Source organism: Streptomyces pristinaespiralis, assembly GCF_001278075.1.
Taxonomy (GTDB): domain Bacteria; phylum Actinomycetota; class Actinomycetes; order Streptomycetales; family Streptomycetaceae; genus Streptomyces; species Streptomyces pristinaespiralis.
The window spans coordinates 6,368,258-6,383,295 of sequence record NZ_CP011340.1 but is presented as its reverse complement, the minus strand read 5'-3'; the positions used below and the strand labels follow the sequence as shown (position 1 = coordinate 6,383,295).

Genomic DNA, 15,038 nt, shown 5'->3' with positions numbered 1-15,038 from the left:
CTCATCGCGGGCGGCTCGTGGCACAGATCGAGGAACAAGGCTCGCGCGCGCGAAGGGGACCTTCATGGAAGTGCTGGAAGCGTCCGGCTCCGGTTCCACCGCCGCCCTGCTCGACCGGGCCCGCGGAGCGCTCCTCGGCCTCGCGGTCGGCGACGCGCTCGGGGCCCCGGCCGAGAACCTGCGGCCCTCCGAGATCCGCGGCCGCTGGGGCCGCATCGAGGGTTTCGTGAGCGACGACCCGGCAGGCACCGACGACACCGAGTACGCGATCTTCTCCGGTCTGCTGCTGGCCCGCCACGGCTCCGCCCTGACCGTCGCCCATGTCGAGGCCGCGTGGCACGAGTGGATCGCGGACCTGGACGAAGGGCCGTTCCGCGGGGCGGGGTTCAGCGAGCGCGGCACCCTGGAGAACCTCCGCAGGGGCCTCGCGGCCCCCATCTCCGCCCAGCACCGGCACGCGTGGAGCGACGGTCTCGCGATGCGGGCCGCCCCCTTCGGCGTCTTCGCCGCCGGCCGCCCCTCGGAAGCGGCACGGCTGGTGGCCATCGACGGAAGCGTCAGCCACGACGGCGAGGGGATCTACGGGGGCCGGGCGGTGGCGGCGGGTGTCGCGGCGGCCATGGGCGGCGCGGGACCGGCGGGGGTCATCGGCGCGGCGCTGTCCGTCGTCCCCATGGACTCCTGGACGGCCCGCTCCATGCGGCGGGCGGTCGTCGCGGCCGGACGGACCTACCCCGACGCCCTGTCCATGGAGCGCGCGGTCCGCTCGGCGGTCGTGATCGGCGGCTACCCGTGGACGGACCTGGCCCCCGAGGCGGTCGGTCTCGCGTTCGGCGCGTTCGCGGCGGCACGGGGCGACTTCCGCGCGTCGGTGCTGACCGCGGTCAACATGGGCCGTGACGCCGACACCACGGCGGCGGTCGCGGGTGCACTGGCGGGCTCGGTGTCCGGTTCCTCGGCGATCCCCCCGGAATGGGCGTCGGCGATCGGCCCGGTGCGCGGCAGCTGCCTCCCGTCCATGCGGGGGTACCACGTCCTGGACATCGCCGATCTGCTGACCCCGGACGACGCGGACGACGCGAATGCCTCGGACGCCTCGGACGGCCCGGCATGACGCCCGGCCCGGACCCCGACCCCACGACGGCCGGGCCGGCGTCCGCCGGCGGAAGCGCCAGCCGGGACACCTCCGGCTTGGTCCATGTCCACGACGCCCCGCCCGCCCGGCCTCCGGGCGCCGCCGGAAACGCGAGCCCGGCCCTGGACGCCTCGGGCCTGGCCCACGTGCACGACACCCCGCCCGCCGGGCCCCCGGACGCCGCCGACCTGGTCCATGTCCACGGCGGCTCGACCGCCCGGCCTCCGGACACCGCCGAAAACCTGAACCCGACCCGCGACAGCGCCGGCCCGGTCCACATCCACGACACCCCCACCGCCCGGGCGCCGGACGCTGCCGGAAACGCGAGCCGGGTGCGCAGAAGCGACGTGGTTCTCGTGCACGGCACCGCGACCGGCCGCCCGCCTGCCGCGGCGGCCCACGCCTTGGTGACGGCGCCCGCCGCGCACGCTCCGGCCGCCCTCGGCATCCGGCCCTCGGGCGAGACGGGCCACACGCGCGGTACCTCCCTCGGCACGCCGGCACCCAAGCACACCCGACCCGGCGGGCGTCCGGTCCGCCGGCCGGAGTACCCCGCGCCGGACGGGCCACGCCGGATCGAGGGCCTCCTGCTGGGACTCGCCGCCGGTGACGCCGCCGGGTGGCCGGCCGCACGGCACCGGGCCGCCCGGATGCCCGAGTGGACCCGGCGTCTGACCCGCGAGCTCGACACCTTCGCCGAGCAGAACGCCACGACCACCCTGCCCGTCCCCATCGCGCTCAACCAGCCGCCCGAACCGCTCCGGCTCGGCCCGTCCGACGACGCCGAGTGGGCGGCGTTCGCCGCCGGGACCGTGCTCACCGCCGCAGGTCAGCTGTTCCGCGGCCTCACCCCGGAGCGCCGTATGCGGGCCGCGATCGACGTCGCGTGGAACACGCTCGCCGGCCAGGTCGCCGCGGCGGCCGAGCGCGCTCCCGAGGTCGAGTCCGCCGTGCTCCCGCTGCGCGCCCGTATCTCCGTGCGCGCGGGGCTCGGCAACCTGGCAACCGGCCTGCGCCCTCCCGCCACCGGCCACGACAACCCGCACTACTTCGACGACGCGGCCTGTGTGCGGGCGGCCGTGCTCGCCGTCGTCCACCCGGGTGATCCGGCGGCCGCGGCCCGGCTGGCCGAGTTCGACGCCCGGTACACGCAGGACGGTGACGGGGTCCACGGCGCCCGGGCCATGGCCGCCGCCGTCGCCGCCGCGCTCGGCGGCGCGGACGTGGACGCAGCCGTCGACGCGGCCCTCGTCCAGCTCCCTGAGGCGACGGAGATCGGCCGCAACGCGCATCACGCGGTCGGGCTCGCCCGCCACGCGTCGTGCGCCTTCGAGCTGGTGCCGCTGCTCGAGCACCAGATCGTCGACCACGTCTACAGCTACGGCATCGCCGCCGCGGAGACCGTGCCGGTCGCCCTCGCCGTCGCGGTCGCCGCGCGCGGCAAGGTCGCCGAGGCGGTGCCCTCGGCCGCGTGCCTGTCCCGCGTCGCCGACTCGGCGCCCGCCCTCGCGGGCGCACTGACCGGAGCGCTCGGCGGCGGCCGTTCCGTGCCCGCCACCTGGCGGGACGCCTGCCGCACCCTGGCGGGCTGCGCTCTGCCCCGTCTCGCGGGGACGGACCTCGTCGAGCTCGCCGCCCTCCTCGAAACGGCGCTCCGTCCGCAGGGAGGGCTGCCGCCGGGTGCCGCCCTGCCCGCCGGGTAGCCGAATCCCGGCGGGTGGCCGAAACCCCGGAGCGAGGTCCGCCGTTGCCGGCCACCACAGGGGGACAATTCCGACATGACGACGACCACGGCGGCGACGAAGACGACCGCAGCAGCGGCGACGCATCCCCTCTCACTCGAAGACCGGATCACCGGCAGCCTCGTCGGAGCAGCGGTCGGTGACGCGCTCGGCGGCCCCGTCGAGGGATACACTCCCGACCAGATCGTGGAACGCCACGGCGGCCGCGTCACCGGCATCGTCGGCCCCTGGCACGGCGACGACTGGCGCACCGCACGCCCCATCGCGCCGTACCACAAGGGTGACGGCCACATCACCGACGACACCCTGATGACGCACGCGCTGATCGGGGTGTACGCCACGGTCCGCGACCACCTCGACGCGTACGCCGTCGCCGACCACCTCGTCCCCGACCTCATCACCAACCCCCGCTGGATCCCGGAGCTCGAGGCCGAGGCCATTCCGCTCCAGCGGCTCTTCCTCGCCGAGAAGTGGCTCGTCGCCCGGCTGCACTACGGGCACCACGACCCGCGAGAGGCGGGCAGCGGGAACATCGTGAACTGCGGTGCGGCGATGTACATGGCGCCGGTGGGACTGGTCAACGCGGCCGACCCCGCGGCCGCCTACGCGGAGGCGATCGACATCGCGGGCGCCCACCAGTCCTCGTACGGGCGGGAGGCGGCCGGGGTGTTCGCGGCCGCCGTCGCCGCCGCGTGCATGCCGGGCGCCACCCCCGCATCGGTCGTCGAGGCGGCGACGGCCCTGGCGAAGGACGGCACCCAGGCGGCGATCGAGTCGGTGGCCGAAGCGGCCGCTCGCTACACGGACTTCGAGTCGGCGCTGGTGCCCCTGCGGGCGGCGGTCGCCCCCTTCGACACGGTCGGCCCCGACTACCGCGCACCGTCGCTGGGCGCACGCCGCCCCTCCCGCCTCCACTCCATCGAGGAACTCCCGATCGCGCTCGGCATGCTGCTGGTCAACGACGGCGACTACCGCCGTACGGTCCTGGCGTCCGTCAACTACGGGCGGGACTGCGACTCGATCGCGACGATGGCCGGCGCGATCGCCGGTGCCATGAGCGGCGAGGCGGCCGTGCCGGAGGAGTGGGCGCGGCAGGTGGCGGAGGCCAGCCGTGTCGACCTGCACGCGCCGGCGGCCGAACTGGCCGCCGTCGCACGCGAGATCCACGCACGGGACACCCAGCGCCGCCGGGCCCACGAGACGGCGTTCGCCGCCCTGACGGACACGGAACGATGACGCAGGCGCTGCGGCTGACCTGGGTCCAGCCCGAGGACCTGATCGGCCATGAACTGAGGCAGGCGGAAGAGGACGGCAGGGACGGGGCGCCGGTCCGGGACCGCTGGCTGGCGGCGGGCGGCGCGCTCGCCCCGGAGCGCGGGGGCGCGTCACCGGTGCCCGCGCCGGGCGCGCTGCGCGCACTGGCGGAGGAACTGCTCGGCGAACTGGCGGCCCTGCCCTGCCCGTCGGCCGCCGACGAGCCGACGTCGCTCACCGGCATCACGGCAGCCTGTCACCCGGCCCCGGCGGCCCATGGCGACGACTCGGCGGGCGGCGAGAGGGGGCGGACGTCCCCCGTTGCTCCGGCAGGCGGCACCGGTGTCACCACTGTGGAGCCGTACGGGCCGCACCAGTGGTTTGAGACGCACGAGTCGTACCGGCCATCCGAGCCGTACGAGTCGTCCGATTCAGCCGGCAGCGCTCCGCGCACGACGCGCGCCCCCGGCCCGGCGGACACACCACGACCCCGGCCGGGGCGCGAGCTCGAAGACGCGCTGCACGCCGCCTGGCTCGGGCGCGCCGCCGGGTGTCTGCTCGGCAAGCCCGTCGAGAAGCTGCCGCTCCAGGCCATCCGCGACATCGCCCGCGCCACCGGCAACTGGCCTCTCACCACCTGGTTCACCGCCAAGGGCCTTCCGCCGGAGCTCGCCGCCGCCCACCCCTGGAACCGGCGCAGCGCCCCCACCTCCCTCGCCGAGAACATCGACGGCATGCCCGAGGACGACGACCTCAACTACCCCCTCCTCGGCCTCCTTCTCCTTCAGCGCCACGGCAGGGACTTCACGACCCACGACGTCGCCCGGCTGTGGTTGGACGAGCTGCCCGCCGGCCGCACGTTCACGGCGGAGCGCGTCGCCTACCGCAACCTCCTCTACGGCATCGAGCCCCCGCTGACCGCCTCCCACCGCAACCCGTTCCGCGAATGGATCGGCGCGGCCATCCGCGCCGACGTCCACGGCTGGACCAACCCCGGTGAACCCGCCGCCGCCGCCGCACAGGCGTACCGCGACGCCGCGCTCACGCACACCGCGAACGGTGTGTACGGCGCCATGTTCACGGCCGCAGCCATCGCCGCCGCGGCCGCGGGCACCGCCGATGTGCACGCGGCGATCGCCGCCGGCCTCACCGTCGTCCCGCCCCGCTCACGCTTCGCCGCCGCCGTGCGCTTCGGCGTCCGGGCGGCCGGGGAGCACGCCGACTTCACCGACGCCGTCGACAGCGTCCACGCCGAGTACGGGGCCTACCACTGGGTGCACGTGCTGCCCAACGCCGCACTGCTCGTCGCCGCACTCACCCACGCCGACGGTGATTTCACCGGCTCCATCTGCCGCGCCGTGTCCGGCGGGCTCGACACCGACTCGAACGGCGCGACGGCCGGATCGCTGGCCGGCCTGCTGGCCGGGCGGCCGGACGCGCTGCCCGACCGGTGGACCACCCCGCTCAAGAACCGGCTCGCCACCTCCGTCACCGGGTTCGACGGCGTCGGCTTCGACACGCTCGCCCACCTCACGCTCAAGGAGGCACTCCGCCCATGACAGGCATCGTGGTGCTCGGCAGCACCAACATGGACCTCGTCGCCTTCGTGGCGCACGCGCCCGAACGCGGGGAGACCGTCACGGGACGCGAGTTCCGCACGGTCCCCGGCGGCAAGGGCGCCAACCAGGCCGTCGCCGCGGCACGCGCCGGCGGCGAGGTCGCGATGATCGGCGCGGTCGGATCCGACGCGTTCGGCCCGCAGCTGCGGCACACCCTCGAATCGTGCGGTGTCGACACCGACCTGCTCAGGACCGCCGAGGGGCCCTCCGGCACGGCCCACATCGTCGTCAACGACGAGGGCGGCAACGCCATCGTCGTCATCCCGGGCGCCAACGGCACCGTCACCGCCCTCGCGCCCGGCGAGGAAGCCCTCATCGCCACCGCGGACACCCTGCTCCTCCAGCTCGAACTTCCCCTCAGCGCCGTCCTCGACGGCGCCGAGGCCGCCCGCCGCCACGGGGTGCGGATCGTCCTCACCCCCTCCCCGGCCCAGCCGCTGCCGCCCGAACTCCTCGCCGCCACCGATCTGCTGGTGCCCAACGAGCACGAGGCCGCCACCATCACCGGCATCGCCGACCACCACGCCGCGGCACAGGAACTGCTGCGTCAGGTCCCGGAGGTCGTGATCACCCTCGGGTCCGCGGGCTGTCTGTACGCGGCCCGGGGCACCGAGCCGATCAGCGTGCCCGCACCTGCCGTGCACGCCGTGGACACCACCGCTGCGGGAGACACCTTCGTCGGCGCCCTGGCGGTGGCCCTCGGTGAGAAGAAGCCGCCGCGACAGTGCCTGGCCTGGGCATGCGCGGCCGCCGCCCTGTCCGTCCAGCGCCCGGGAGCGTCCTCGTCCATGCCGTACCGCGCCGAGATCGACGCCGCCTCATGAGCCCCGCTTCTTCCCCCTTCCCCTCGAATCCCCTTCCCCGGAACCCCCTTCCGCTGGAGGGTCTGCGTGTCCTCGACCTCGCGACCCTCTTCGCCGGTCCGCTGTGCGCGACGATGCTCGGTGACTTCGGCGCCGAGGTCGTCAAGGTCGAGCACCCCACCCGCCCCGACCCGTCACGCGGCCACGGCCCCGCGAAGAACGGGGTCGGGCTGTGGTGGAAGGTCCTCGGCCGCAACAAGCGCAACGTCACCCTCGACCTGTCCGCCCCCGGCGGCCGGGAGACCCTGCTCCGTCTCGCCGCGACCGCCGACGTGGTCGTGGAGAACTTCCGCCCCGGCACCCTGGAGAGATGGGGGCTGGGCTGGGACGAACTGAGCGCGGCCAACCCCCGGCTGGTCCTCGCCCGGGTCACCGGCTTCGGGCAGTTCGGCCCGTACTCCCATCGCCCGGGCTTCGGCACCCTCGCCGAGGCGATGAGCGGTTTCGCCGCCGCCACCGGCGAACCGGAAGGCCCGCCGACCCTCCCCCCTTTCGGCCTCGCCGACTCGGTCGCCGCCCTCGCCACCGCCTACGCCGTGATGACCGCGCTCGCCGCCCGCGCGACCACCGGCCGCGGCCAGGTCGTCGACATGGCGATCATCGAACCGATCCTGGCCGTGCTGGGCCCGCAGGCGCTCTGGTACGACCAGCTCGGCTACATCCAGCCCCGCACGGGCAACCGCTCCCGCAACAACGCGCCGCGCAACATCTACCGCACCGCGGACGGCAGTTGGCTCGCCGTCTCCACCTCCGCCCAGTCCGTCGCGGAACGCGTCATGCACCTGGTGGGGCGGCCCGAGCTCGTCGACGAGCCGTGGTTCGCCACCGGAACAGGCCGCGCAGAACACGCCGGCGAACTCGACGACGCCGTCGGAGGCTGGATCGCCCGCCGGACCCGCGACGAAGTGGTCGACGCGTTCGAGAAGGCGGAGGCCGCCGTCGCCCCCGTCTACGACATCAGCGACGTCATGGACGATCCGCAGTACCAGGCGCTCGGGACCATCACGGAAGTACCGGACCCCGAACTCGGCACGCTGCGTATGCAGAACGTCATCTTCCGGCTGTCGGAGACCCCCGGCCGTATCCGCTGGGCCGGCCGGCCGCACGGCGCCGACACCGAGGAGGTGCTGACCGAACTCGGCCTGACCCCCACCGACATCACCGCACTCCGCACCCAAGGGGCACTATGACCATCCCCCTCACCTGGCTCTACGCACCGGGCGACCGTCCGGAGGTGGTGCTCAAGGCCCTCGCCACCGAGGCCGACATCGTCATCGTCGACCTCGAGGACGCCGTCGCACAGGGCCGCAAGCCGTACGCCCTCGACGCGACGGCCGACCTGCTGTCGTCCCCCCAGCCGCTCCCCGTCCATGTCCGCATCAACTCCCCCCATGACGTCGAGACCCTCGCCGGGCTGCCGGGCCTCAGCGCCCTGCGTATCCCCAAGGTCGCATACGCCACTGACATCCAGCAGATCGCGGCCCGCGCACCGGGCGTACCCCTGTACCCGCTCATCGAGTCGGCGCTCGCGGTGGAACACGCATACGCGATCGCGACCGCGCACGACGCCGTCGCCGGGATCGCGCTCGGCGAATCGGATCTCCGCGCCGACCTCGGTCTGCGCGGCGACGCCGGTCTCGACTGGCCCCGCACCCGTACGGTCATGGCCGCGCGGGCCGCGGGTCTCGCGCCGCCGCCCCAGTCGATCTACCCCGACATCCTCGACCTCGACGGCCTCTACGCCTCCTGCTCCCACGGCAGGTCCCTCGGCTTCCTCGGCCGGGCGGCCATCCATCCACGCCAGCTCCCCGTGATCGAACGCGCCTTCCGCCCGACGCGGGAGGAGATCGAGGCGGCCGAGGACATCGTGAAGGCGGCCGCGTCGGACGCGGGGGCGCTGGCACTGCCGGACGGCCGCTTCGTCGACGCGGCGGTGGTGGCGACGGCCCGCCGGACGCTGGCGCTGGCGAGCCGCGAGGAGATCTGAACGGGGGCCGTGGATGGGTGGCCGTTGGGTGGGGCCCCCGGCCCCCGCGGTCTGGGGGCCGGGGGCCCACTTCCCGACACCGGGCTCCGCCCGGACCGGCCACCGCGCTCCGCGCGGTGTTTCGGGGGCTCCGCCCCCGGACCCCCGCGCCTCGAACGCCGGCGAGGCTGAGACGGTCAGCCCCCGGGGCTTGAGGGCACCGGGCGAAGCGCGGTACGCCGCCGCAGGGCGGTACGGGTCCGGGGCCTGCCCCCGCCACGCGGCGAAGCCGCACATCGATGCAGCGGGAAGGGGCGGGGTGGAGAACACGCCCCGCGCAGCGGACCCGCAGGGGTGGTGCGGGCCCAGGCCCGCACCGCCCTGAGCCAAGTCGGTCCGGGGCCCCCAGCGGGGTCGGCCCGGGGGCCCGCACCGCCTGAGCCAGGTCGGCCCGGGGGCCCGCACCGCCTGAGCCAGGTCGGCCCGGGGCCCCCAGCCGGGTGGGCCGGAGGGCTCACACCGCCTGAGCCGGGTGGGCCGAGGGCCCCAGCGGGGTGGGCCCGGGGGCCCGCACCGCCTGAGCCAGGTCGGCCCGGGGGCCCCAGCGGGGTGGGCCCAGGGGGACGGGTCCCGCCCCGCGTCACGCCTTACCGGGCGACTCCGCCGCGTCCGCGGACTCAGGTGCCGTGTCCGGCACCGCGTCGGACTTCGCCGTACCGGCGTCCTCCTCGGAGGCGCCGTCCTCGGGACCGTCCTGCGAGGACGAGGTCCCCGGCGCCGCGTCGGACTTCGTCCGGTCCACCGCCGCCGGCTCCACGATCTCCTCGCGCCCCGGCCGCGTCCGCGACGAGATCACGATGTACGTGACCGCCAGCAGGAAGACCACGATGGAGGTCCAGACGTTCAGCCGCAGGCCGAGGATGTCGTGCGCCTCGTCGACGCGCATGTACTCGATCCAGCCGCGGCCGGCGCAGTACGCGGCGACGTACAGCGCGAACGCCCGCCCGTGACCCATCTTGAAGCGGCGGTCCGCCCAGATGACCAGCAGCGCGACGCCGATGCACCACAGGGACTCGTACAGGAACGTCGGGTGGTACAGGCCCGCCTCGCGGTTCGCGCCCTCGGTGATCCTGAGCGCCCAGGGGACGTCGGTCTCCCTGCCGTACAGCTCCTGGTTGAACCAGTTGCCCCAGCGGCCGATCGCCTGCGCGAAGGCGATTCCGGGGGCGAGGGCGTCCGCCCACGCGGGCAGCGGGATCCCCCGGCGGCGGCAGCCGATCCAGGCGCCGACCGCGCCGAGCGCGATCGCGCCCCAGATACCGAGGCCGCCCTCCCAGATCTTGAAGGCGTCGACCCAGTTCTCACCCTCGCTGAAGTACAGCTGGTAATCGGTGATCACGTGGTAGAGCCGACCGCCGACGAGGCCGAACGGCACGGCCCAGACAGCGATGTCGGCCACCGTTCCGGCCTTGCCGCCCCGGGCGACCCAGCGCCGGTTGCCGTACCAGACGGCTACGAAGACGCCGATGATGATGCAGAACGCATAGCCTCGCAGCGGAAGCGGTCCGAGGTGGATCACTCCGGTCGACGGGCTGGGAATGTAGGCGATGTCCATGGCAGGACCGACGCTACCCTGCCGGGCGGGACGTACGGCAACCCGCCCGGCAACTTCTGGGTAACGGGGCACGGTCACGGCCGGGGTCCCGGTCATGACCGTGTGCACGCTCATGACGGGACTCACGGTCAGGGTCGCGCGCGTCGCGCGACCGGCCTCGGGCGCCACAGGCACCGCCCGGTCCGGGAACCGACACCGGCGTGGCGTGCCTCAGGACGGCGACGCCTCCGGGCTCGCGCTCCCGCCGCCGGTCGGCGCCGCCGGCCGCCGGGTGCCCGGCGGCTTGCCCTCGTTGGCCTCCTTGACCCACTTCTTGAAGTTCTCGACGGAGATCTGCTCCTTCCCCTTCGTCGGGAAGATCGACTCTCCGTTGAGCTGCACCGTCGGGGTGCCGCTGAAGCCACCGGCCCGGAAGGCGTCGTTGGACTTCTTCACCCAGGCGTCGTGCTTGCCCTCCTCCACACAGCTGCGGAACGCGGGCGTGTCCAGTCCCTCGACCTTGCCCGCGAGCTCGATCAGCCTGCCGTTGTCGGCGAAGGCGTCGTCCGGCTCGGGCGGCTGGTTCATGTACAGCACGTCGTGGTACGGGGCGAACTTCCCGGCGTCCTGGGCGCACGCCGCCGCGTTCGCCGCGCGCAGGGAGCCGCTGCCGCCCATGTTCCCGTCGATGATGGTGGCGAGGTGATATTCGATCTTGATCTGGCCGGCCTTCTCCAGTTCATGGATCGTCTCGCGCAGAGCGTTCTCGAACTGGGCGCAGGCCGGGCACCGGAAGTCCTCCCACACCGTGAGGGTGGAGGGGGCGTCGGCCGCGCCGACCGGGATCGCGAGCTCCTCCTCGCCCTGCACGCCGCTCGGCGCGAGGAGCGGCCCCGCGTCCGAGGTGCCGCCCCCGTCGTCCTCTCCGCTGTTGGCGGCCACCAGGCCGGCCACCGCGGCCAGCCCCAGCACGCCCACCACGGCCGATGCCACGATCAGGGTCCTGCGGCGCTTCTCGCGTGCCTTTTCCCGCGCCCGTTCCTGCTGGAGCCGCTCGCGGGCTCCCCGCTTCCGCTCTTGGTTGTCGCTCACACCCCGCAAACGAACCGGGGAGGCGTGTGCGCGCCTCCCCGGTCCCTGATCCACTCGTACGGGCTACGACTTTCCGCCCACACCCCGTGCCAGTTCGCCCGCCAGTTCCCGTACGGCCGCGACGGCCGCGCCGTCGTCGGGTGCGTCGAGCATCCGCTTGACGAACGCCGAGCCGACGATCACACCGTCGGCGAACGCCGCGACCTCCGCGGCCTGCGCCGGGTTGGAGACCCCGAGGCCCACGCAGACCGGCAGGGCGGTCGTGGCGCGGGTGCGGCGCACGAGGTCCTGCGCCTGCTCGCCGACCGACTCGCGGGTGCCGGTCACGCCCATCAGTGACGCCGCGTAGACGAAACCCGATCCCGCTGCCGTGATCTTCGCGAGGCGGGCATCCTTGCTGCTGGGGGCGACGACGAAGACGGTGGCGAGGCCGCGCTTCTCCGCATGCTCCCTCCACAGCCCGGCCTCCTCGACCGGCAGGTCGGGCAGGATGCACCCGGCGCCGCCCGCCTCCGCGAGCTCGGAGGTGAACCGCTCGACGCCGTAGCGGTCGATCGGGTTCCAGTAGGTCATCACGAGGACCGGCTTTCCGGTGGCCGCGTGGGCCTCACGGACCGTACGCATCACGTCGGCGATCCTGACGCCGCCGCGCAGGGCGATGTCGTCGGCGGTCTGGATGACCGGTCCGTCGAGGACGGGGTCGCTGTGCGGCAGCCCGACCTCCACCACGTCGGCGCCCCCCTCGAACGCGGCCTTGACCGCCTCGATGCCGACGTCGACGGTCGGGAATCCGGCGGGCAGGTAGGCGATGAGCGCGGCCCGGTCCTCGCTCCTCACCGCGGCGAGCGTGTCGTTCAGCAGCTGGATGTTCCCGCTCACTTGGCGTCCCCCTGGATCTCTGCGGCGCCGTTGTCGGCGGAGGCGTCGGCCTCGACCCGGGCGTCGGTGTCGTACAGACCGAAGTAACGGGCGGCGGTGTCCATGTCCTTGTCACCGCGGCCGGAGAGGTTGATCAGGATCAGCCCGTCCTTGCCGAGCTCGCGTCCGACCTCCAGGGCGCCGGCCAGGGCGTGCGCCGATTCGATGGCCGGGATGATGCCCTCGGTGCGGGACAGCAGCCGCAGCGCCTGCATCGCCGCGTCGTCGGTGACGGCACGGTACTCGCCGCGGCCGGAGTCCTTCAGGTACGAGTGCTCGGGGCCGATGCCCGGGTAGTCCAGGCCGGCCGAGATCGAGTACGGCTCGGTGATCTGACCCTCGTCGTCCTGGAGGACGTAGGAACGTGAGCCGTGCAGGATGCCGGGCTCGCCCGCGGTCAGGGTCGCCGCGTGCTCCCCGGTCTCGATGCCGTGGCCGGCGGGCTCACAGCCGACCAGCCGGACGCCGGCGTCGGGGATGAACGCGTGGAACAGGCCGATGGCGTTCGACCCTCCGCCCACGCAGGCGACGGCCGCGTCGGGCAGGCGCCCGGCCCGCTCCAGGATCTGCCGCCTGGCCTCCACGCCGATGACGCGATGGAAGTCGCGCACCATGGCGGGGAACGGGTGGGGGCCGGCGACCGTGCCGAAGAGGTAGTGGGTGCGGTCCACGTTGGCGACCCAGTCGCGGAACGCCTCGTTGATGGCGTCCTTCAGGGTGCGGCTGCCGGACTTCACGGCGACGACCTCGGCGCCCAGCATCCGCATCCGGGCGACGTTCAGCGCCTGGCGCTGGGTGTCGATCTCGCCCATGTAGATGGTGCACTCGAGTCCGAACAGCGCGCAGGCGGTGGCGGTCGCCACGCCGTGCTGACCGGCGCCCGTCTCCGCGATGACCCGCGTCTTGCCCATCCGCTTGGTGAGCAGCGCCTGGCCCAGCACGTTGTTGATCTTGTGCGAGCCGGTGTGGTTGAGGTCCTCGCGCTTGAGGAAGACCCGGGCGCCGCCGGCGTGCTCGGCGAACCGGGGCACCTCGGTGAGGGCGCTCGGACGGCCCGTGTAGTCGACCATCAGGCCGTTCAGTTCGGCCGCGAAGGCCGGGTCGGACTTGGCCTTCTCGTACTCGACGGCGACCTCGTCCACGGCGGCGACGAGCGCCTCCGGGATGAACTTGCCGCCGAAGGCACCGAAGTAGCCCTCGGTGTTGGGGACTTGACCCTCCGGGTCGGGGATGAAGTAGTCGCTGGACATGGCGACGCGCTCCTTGTCGGGAAACGGAAGAGGTGGGCGACACGGGTGGCGCCTGCGGCGGGCGTGTCCTCGCCCCGCCCCTTCCCATGACCGGGCTCCGCCCGTACCCCGGTACCGCGCTTCGCGCGGTGGCCTCGGTGTCCCCCTGCGGCCTGACGGCCGTGGGAGGTGCCCCCGGGCGGGCTGGATCCCGCTCCGCGAGATCAGCCCCGCCGGCGATGAAGGCACGGGGGTCCGGTGGGGTCCCCCGCGCCGTCAGGCGTAGGGGGAGCCTCTGGTCATGGGCGGGGGCGGAGCGGGAAGAAGAACCTGCCCCGAGGACGGCTCAGCGGCCGTCCCGCGCCACGGCCACGCGCCATCGCATTCCGTTGACCTGGCCCGGCTCGTCACCGATCACGTACCGCACCCGGCGCCCGTGCACCCGTCGTGCCGGCGCCCGGCAGCCCCGGGGGCGGCAGCCCCGGGCGAGGCGGGCGTACGGGTCACGGGGCGCGCCGCCCACCGTCGCGGCCACCGTGCGGCCGGCGCACGCGGAGGGCGCGCCGAGGAGCACGGGGCGGAGCCTCGTGGTCCGGCGGGCTCTGCTGCGGACGGCGGCGGCGGTCACGGCACCGGCGCACGCCGAGGGCACGCCGACGACCGCGGGACGGGGCCCCGTGGTCCGGCGGGCTCGGCTGCGAGCGGCGGCGGTCATGACCGGGTCAGTTCCTGCCGTGCCGCAGCGCGGGGTGGGCGCCAGCGGCCACCAGGTCGGCGACCGCGGCCCTCGGGTCGCGGCCGGTCACCAGGGACTCGCCGACGAGCACGGCGTCGGCGCCGGCGTTGGCGTAGGCGATCAGGTCGTGCGGGCCGCGCACGCCGGACTCGGCGATCTTGACGATGTGCGCCGGGATCTCGGGGGCGACCCGCTCGAAGGTCGAGCGGTCGACCTTGAGGGTCTTGAGGTCCCGCGCGTTGACACCGATGATCTTCGCTCCGGCGTCGACGGCCCGCTCGGCCTCGTCCTCGTCGTGCACCTCGACCAGCGGGGTCAGGCCGATCGATTCGGCGCGCTCGATCAGCGAGACCAGGGCCTCCTGGTCCAGCGCGGCGACGATCAGGAGCACGACGTCGGCACCGTAGGCGCGTGCCTCCCACAGCTGGTACGCGGTGACGATGAAGTCCTTGCGCAGCACCGGGATGTCGACCTTGGCGCGTACCGCCTCGAGGTCGGCGAGCGATCCGCCGAAGCGGCGCTCCTCGGTGAGCACGGAGATGACGGCCGCGCCGCCCGCCTCGTAGTCGGCGGCGAGTCCGGCGGGGTCGGCGATCGCGGCGAGCGCGCCCTTGGAGGGGCTGGAGCGCTTGACCTCGCAGATCACCTTGACGCCCTCACCGCGCAGCGCGGCGACGCCGTCCTTGGCCGCAGGAGCCTTGGCGGCGCGCTCCTTGAGCTCGTCGAGGCTGACACGCGCCTGCCGCTCTGCAAGGTCGGCGCGCACACCTTCGATGATCTCGTCGAGCACACTCACGCGAGCGGCCCCCTTCCGGGACGGTGTTGATGGATCAGGATCAGCCATGTCGATGGTATCCGCAGGAGGGCCCTGGGCCCGCATCCGGCCGCTG

General features: G+C 74.2%; 13 protein-coding genes. 7 read left to right on the top strand and 6 right to left on the bottom strand.

Annotation, left to right across the window (positions count from 1 at the left end; all coding sequences use genetic code 11):
• The first annotated feature begins 64 nt into the window (after nucleotides 1-64).
• The 7 genes from SPRI_RS27225 (at nucleotide 65) to SPRI_RS27195 (ending at nucleotide 8,600) form a co-directional block, all read left to right on the top strand.
• Complete coding sequence (locus SPRI_RS27225; protein WP_005318794.1) at nucleotides 65-1,114, top strand: ADP-ribosylglycohydrolase family protein; 1,050 nt, start codon at nucleotides 65-67, stop codon at nucleotides 1,112-1,114.
• A 425-nt stretch (nucleotides 1,115-1,539) separates the two neighbouring features.
• On the top strand, nucleotides 1,540-2,838 hold the full coding sequence (locus SPRI_RS27220; protein WP_409350947.1) for an ADP-ribosylglycohydrolase family protein: 1,299 nt from the start codon (nucleotides 1,540-1,542) through the stop codon (nucleotides 2,836-2,838).
• Nucleotides 2,839-2,913: 75 nt separating this feature from the next.
• Nucleotides 2,914-4,113, top strand: coding sequence for an ADP-ribosylglycohydrolase family protein (locus tag SPRI_RS27215; RefSeq protein WP_005318790.1), 1,200 nt, complete (start codon nucleotides 2,914-2,916; stop codon nucleotides 4,111-4,113).
• Nucleotides 4,110-5,690, top strand: coding sequence for an ADP-ribosylglycohydrolase family protein (locus SPRI_RS27210; RefSeq protein WP_053557418.1), 1,581 nt, complete (start codon nucleotides 4,110-4,112; stop codon nucleotides 5,688-5,690). Before SPRI_RS27215 ends, SPRI_RS27210 begins: the two co-directional genes overlap by 4 nt.
• The gene (gene rbsK / locus SPRI_RS27205) at nucleotides 5,687-6,574 is read left to right on the top strand and encodes a ribokinase (RefSeq protein ID WP_053557417.1); all 888 of its coding nucleotides are present in this window, start codon (nucleotides 5,687-5,689) and stop codon (nucleotides 6,572-6,574) included. The genes SPRI_RS27210 and rbsK overlap by 4 nt, the downstream gene beginning before the upstream one ends.
• Nucleotides 6,571-7,803, top strand: coding sequence for a CaiB/BaiF CoA transferase family protein (locus SPRI_RS27200; RefSeq protein WP_005318784.1), 1,233 nt, complete (start codon nucleotides 6,571-6,573; stop codon nucleotides 7,801-7,803). Before rbsK ends, SPRI_RS27200 begins: the two co-directional genes overlap by 4 nt.
• Nucleotides 7,800-8,600, top strand: coding sequence for an HpcH/HpaI aldolase/citrate lyase family protein (locus SPRI_RS27195; RefSeq protein WP_005318783.1), 801 nt, complete (start codon nucleotides 7,800-7,802; stop codon nucleotides 8,598-8,600). The genes SPRI_RS27200 and SPRI_RS27195 overlap by 4 nt, the downstream gene beginning before the upstream one ends.
• A gap of 619 nt (nucleotides 8,601-9,219) precedes the next feature.
• On the opposite strand, the gene lgt is transcribed toward SPRI_RS27195, so the two are convergent.
• From lgt to trpC, 6 genes are all read right to left on the bottom strand, one after another.
• Nucleotides 9,220-10,194, bottom strand: coding sequence for a prolipoprotein diacylglyceryl transferase (gene lgt, locus SPRI_RS27190; protein ID WP_005318782.1), 975 nt, complete (start codon nucleotides 10,192-10,194; stop codon nucleotides 9,220-9,222).
• A gap of 210 nt (nucleotides 10,195-10,404) precedes the next feature.
• A complete protein-coding gene (locus tag SPRI_RS27185) occupies nucleotides 10,405-11,265 on the bottom strand; it encodes a DsbA family protein (RefSeq protein ID WP_037774953.1) in 861 nt (286 codons plus the stop codon).
• A 63-nt stretch (nucleotides 11,266-11,328) separates the two neighbouring features.
• The gene (trpA, locus tag SPRI_RS27180; protein WP_005318780.1) at nucleotides 11,329-12,144 is read right to left on the bottom strand and encodes a tryptophan synthase subunit alpha; all 816 of its coding nucleotides are present in this window, start codon (nucleotides 12,142-12,144) and stop codon (nucleotides 11,329-11,331) included.
• Nucleotides 12,141-13,433 (bottom strand): tryptophan synthase subunit beta, encoded by a 1,293-nt coding sequence (gene trpB / locus SPRI_RS27175; RefSeq protein WP_005318779.1) that lies wholly within the window; start codon nucleotides 13,431-13,433, stop codon nucleotides 12,141-12,143. The genes trpA and trpB overlap by 4 nt, the downstream gene beginning before the upstream one ends.
• Before the next feature lie 325 nt (nucleotides 13,434-13,758).
• Nucleotides 13,759-14,127 (bottom strand): tryptophan biosynthesis modulator TrpM, encoded by a 369-nt coding sequence (trpM, locus tag SPRI_RS40000; RefSeq protein WP_238996257.1) that lies wholly within the window; start codon nucleotides 14,125-14,127, stop codon nucleotides 13,759-13,761.
• A 7-nt stretch (nucleotides 14,128-14,134) separates the two neighbouring features.
• Nucleotides 14,135-14,944, bottom strand: a complete 810-nt coding sequence (gene trpC, locus SPRI_RS27165; protein ID WP_005318778.1) for an indole-3-glycerol phosphate synthase TrpC — start codon at nucleotides 14,942-14,944, stop codon at nucleotides 14,135-14,137.
• Between the last annotated feature and the right edge of the window lie 94 nt (nucleotides 14,945-15,038).

Excerpts from the sequence above, each read along its gene's own strand:
- SPRI_RS27200 (WP_005318784.1), top strand. The coding sequence starts at position 6,571 with ATGAGCCCCGCTTCTTCCCCCTTCCCCTCGAATCCCCTTCCCCGGAAC.
- lgt (WP_005318782.1), bottom strand. The coding sequence starts at position 10,194 with ATGGACATCGCCTACATTCCCAGCCCGTCGACCGGAGTGATCCACCTC.
- trpM (WP_238996257.1), bottom strand. The coding sequence starts at position 14,127 with ATGACCGCCGCCGCTCGCAGCCGAGCCCGCCGGACCACGGGGCCCCGT.
- rbsK (WP_053557417.1), top strand. The coding sequence starts at position 5,687 with ATGACAGGCATCGTGGTGCTCGGCAGCACCAACATGGACCTCGTCGCC.
- trpB (WP_005318779.1), bottom strand. The coding sequence starts at position 13,433 with ATGTCCAGCGACTACTTCATCCCCGACCCGGAGGGTCAAGTCCCCAAC.
- SPRI_RS27215 (WP_005318790.1), top strand. The coding sequence starts at position 2,914 with ATGACGACGACCACGGCGGCGACGAAGACGACCGCAGCAGCGGCGACG.
- SPRI_RS27195 (WP_005318783.1), top strand. The coding sequence starts at position 7,800 with ATGACCATCCCCCTCACCTGGCTCTACGCACCGGGCGACCGTCCGGAG.
- SPRI_RS27210 (WP_053557418.1), top strand. The coding sequence starts at position 4,110 with ATGACGCAGGCGCTGCGGCTGACCTGGGTCCAGCCCGAGGACCTGATC.
- SPRI_RS27225 (WP_005318794.1), top strand. The coding sequence starts at position 65 with ATGGAAGTGCTGGAAGCGTCCGGCTCCGGTTCCACCGCCGCCCTGCTC.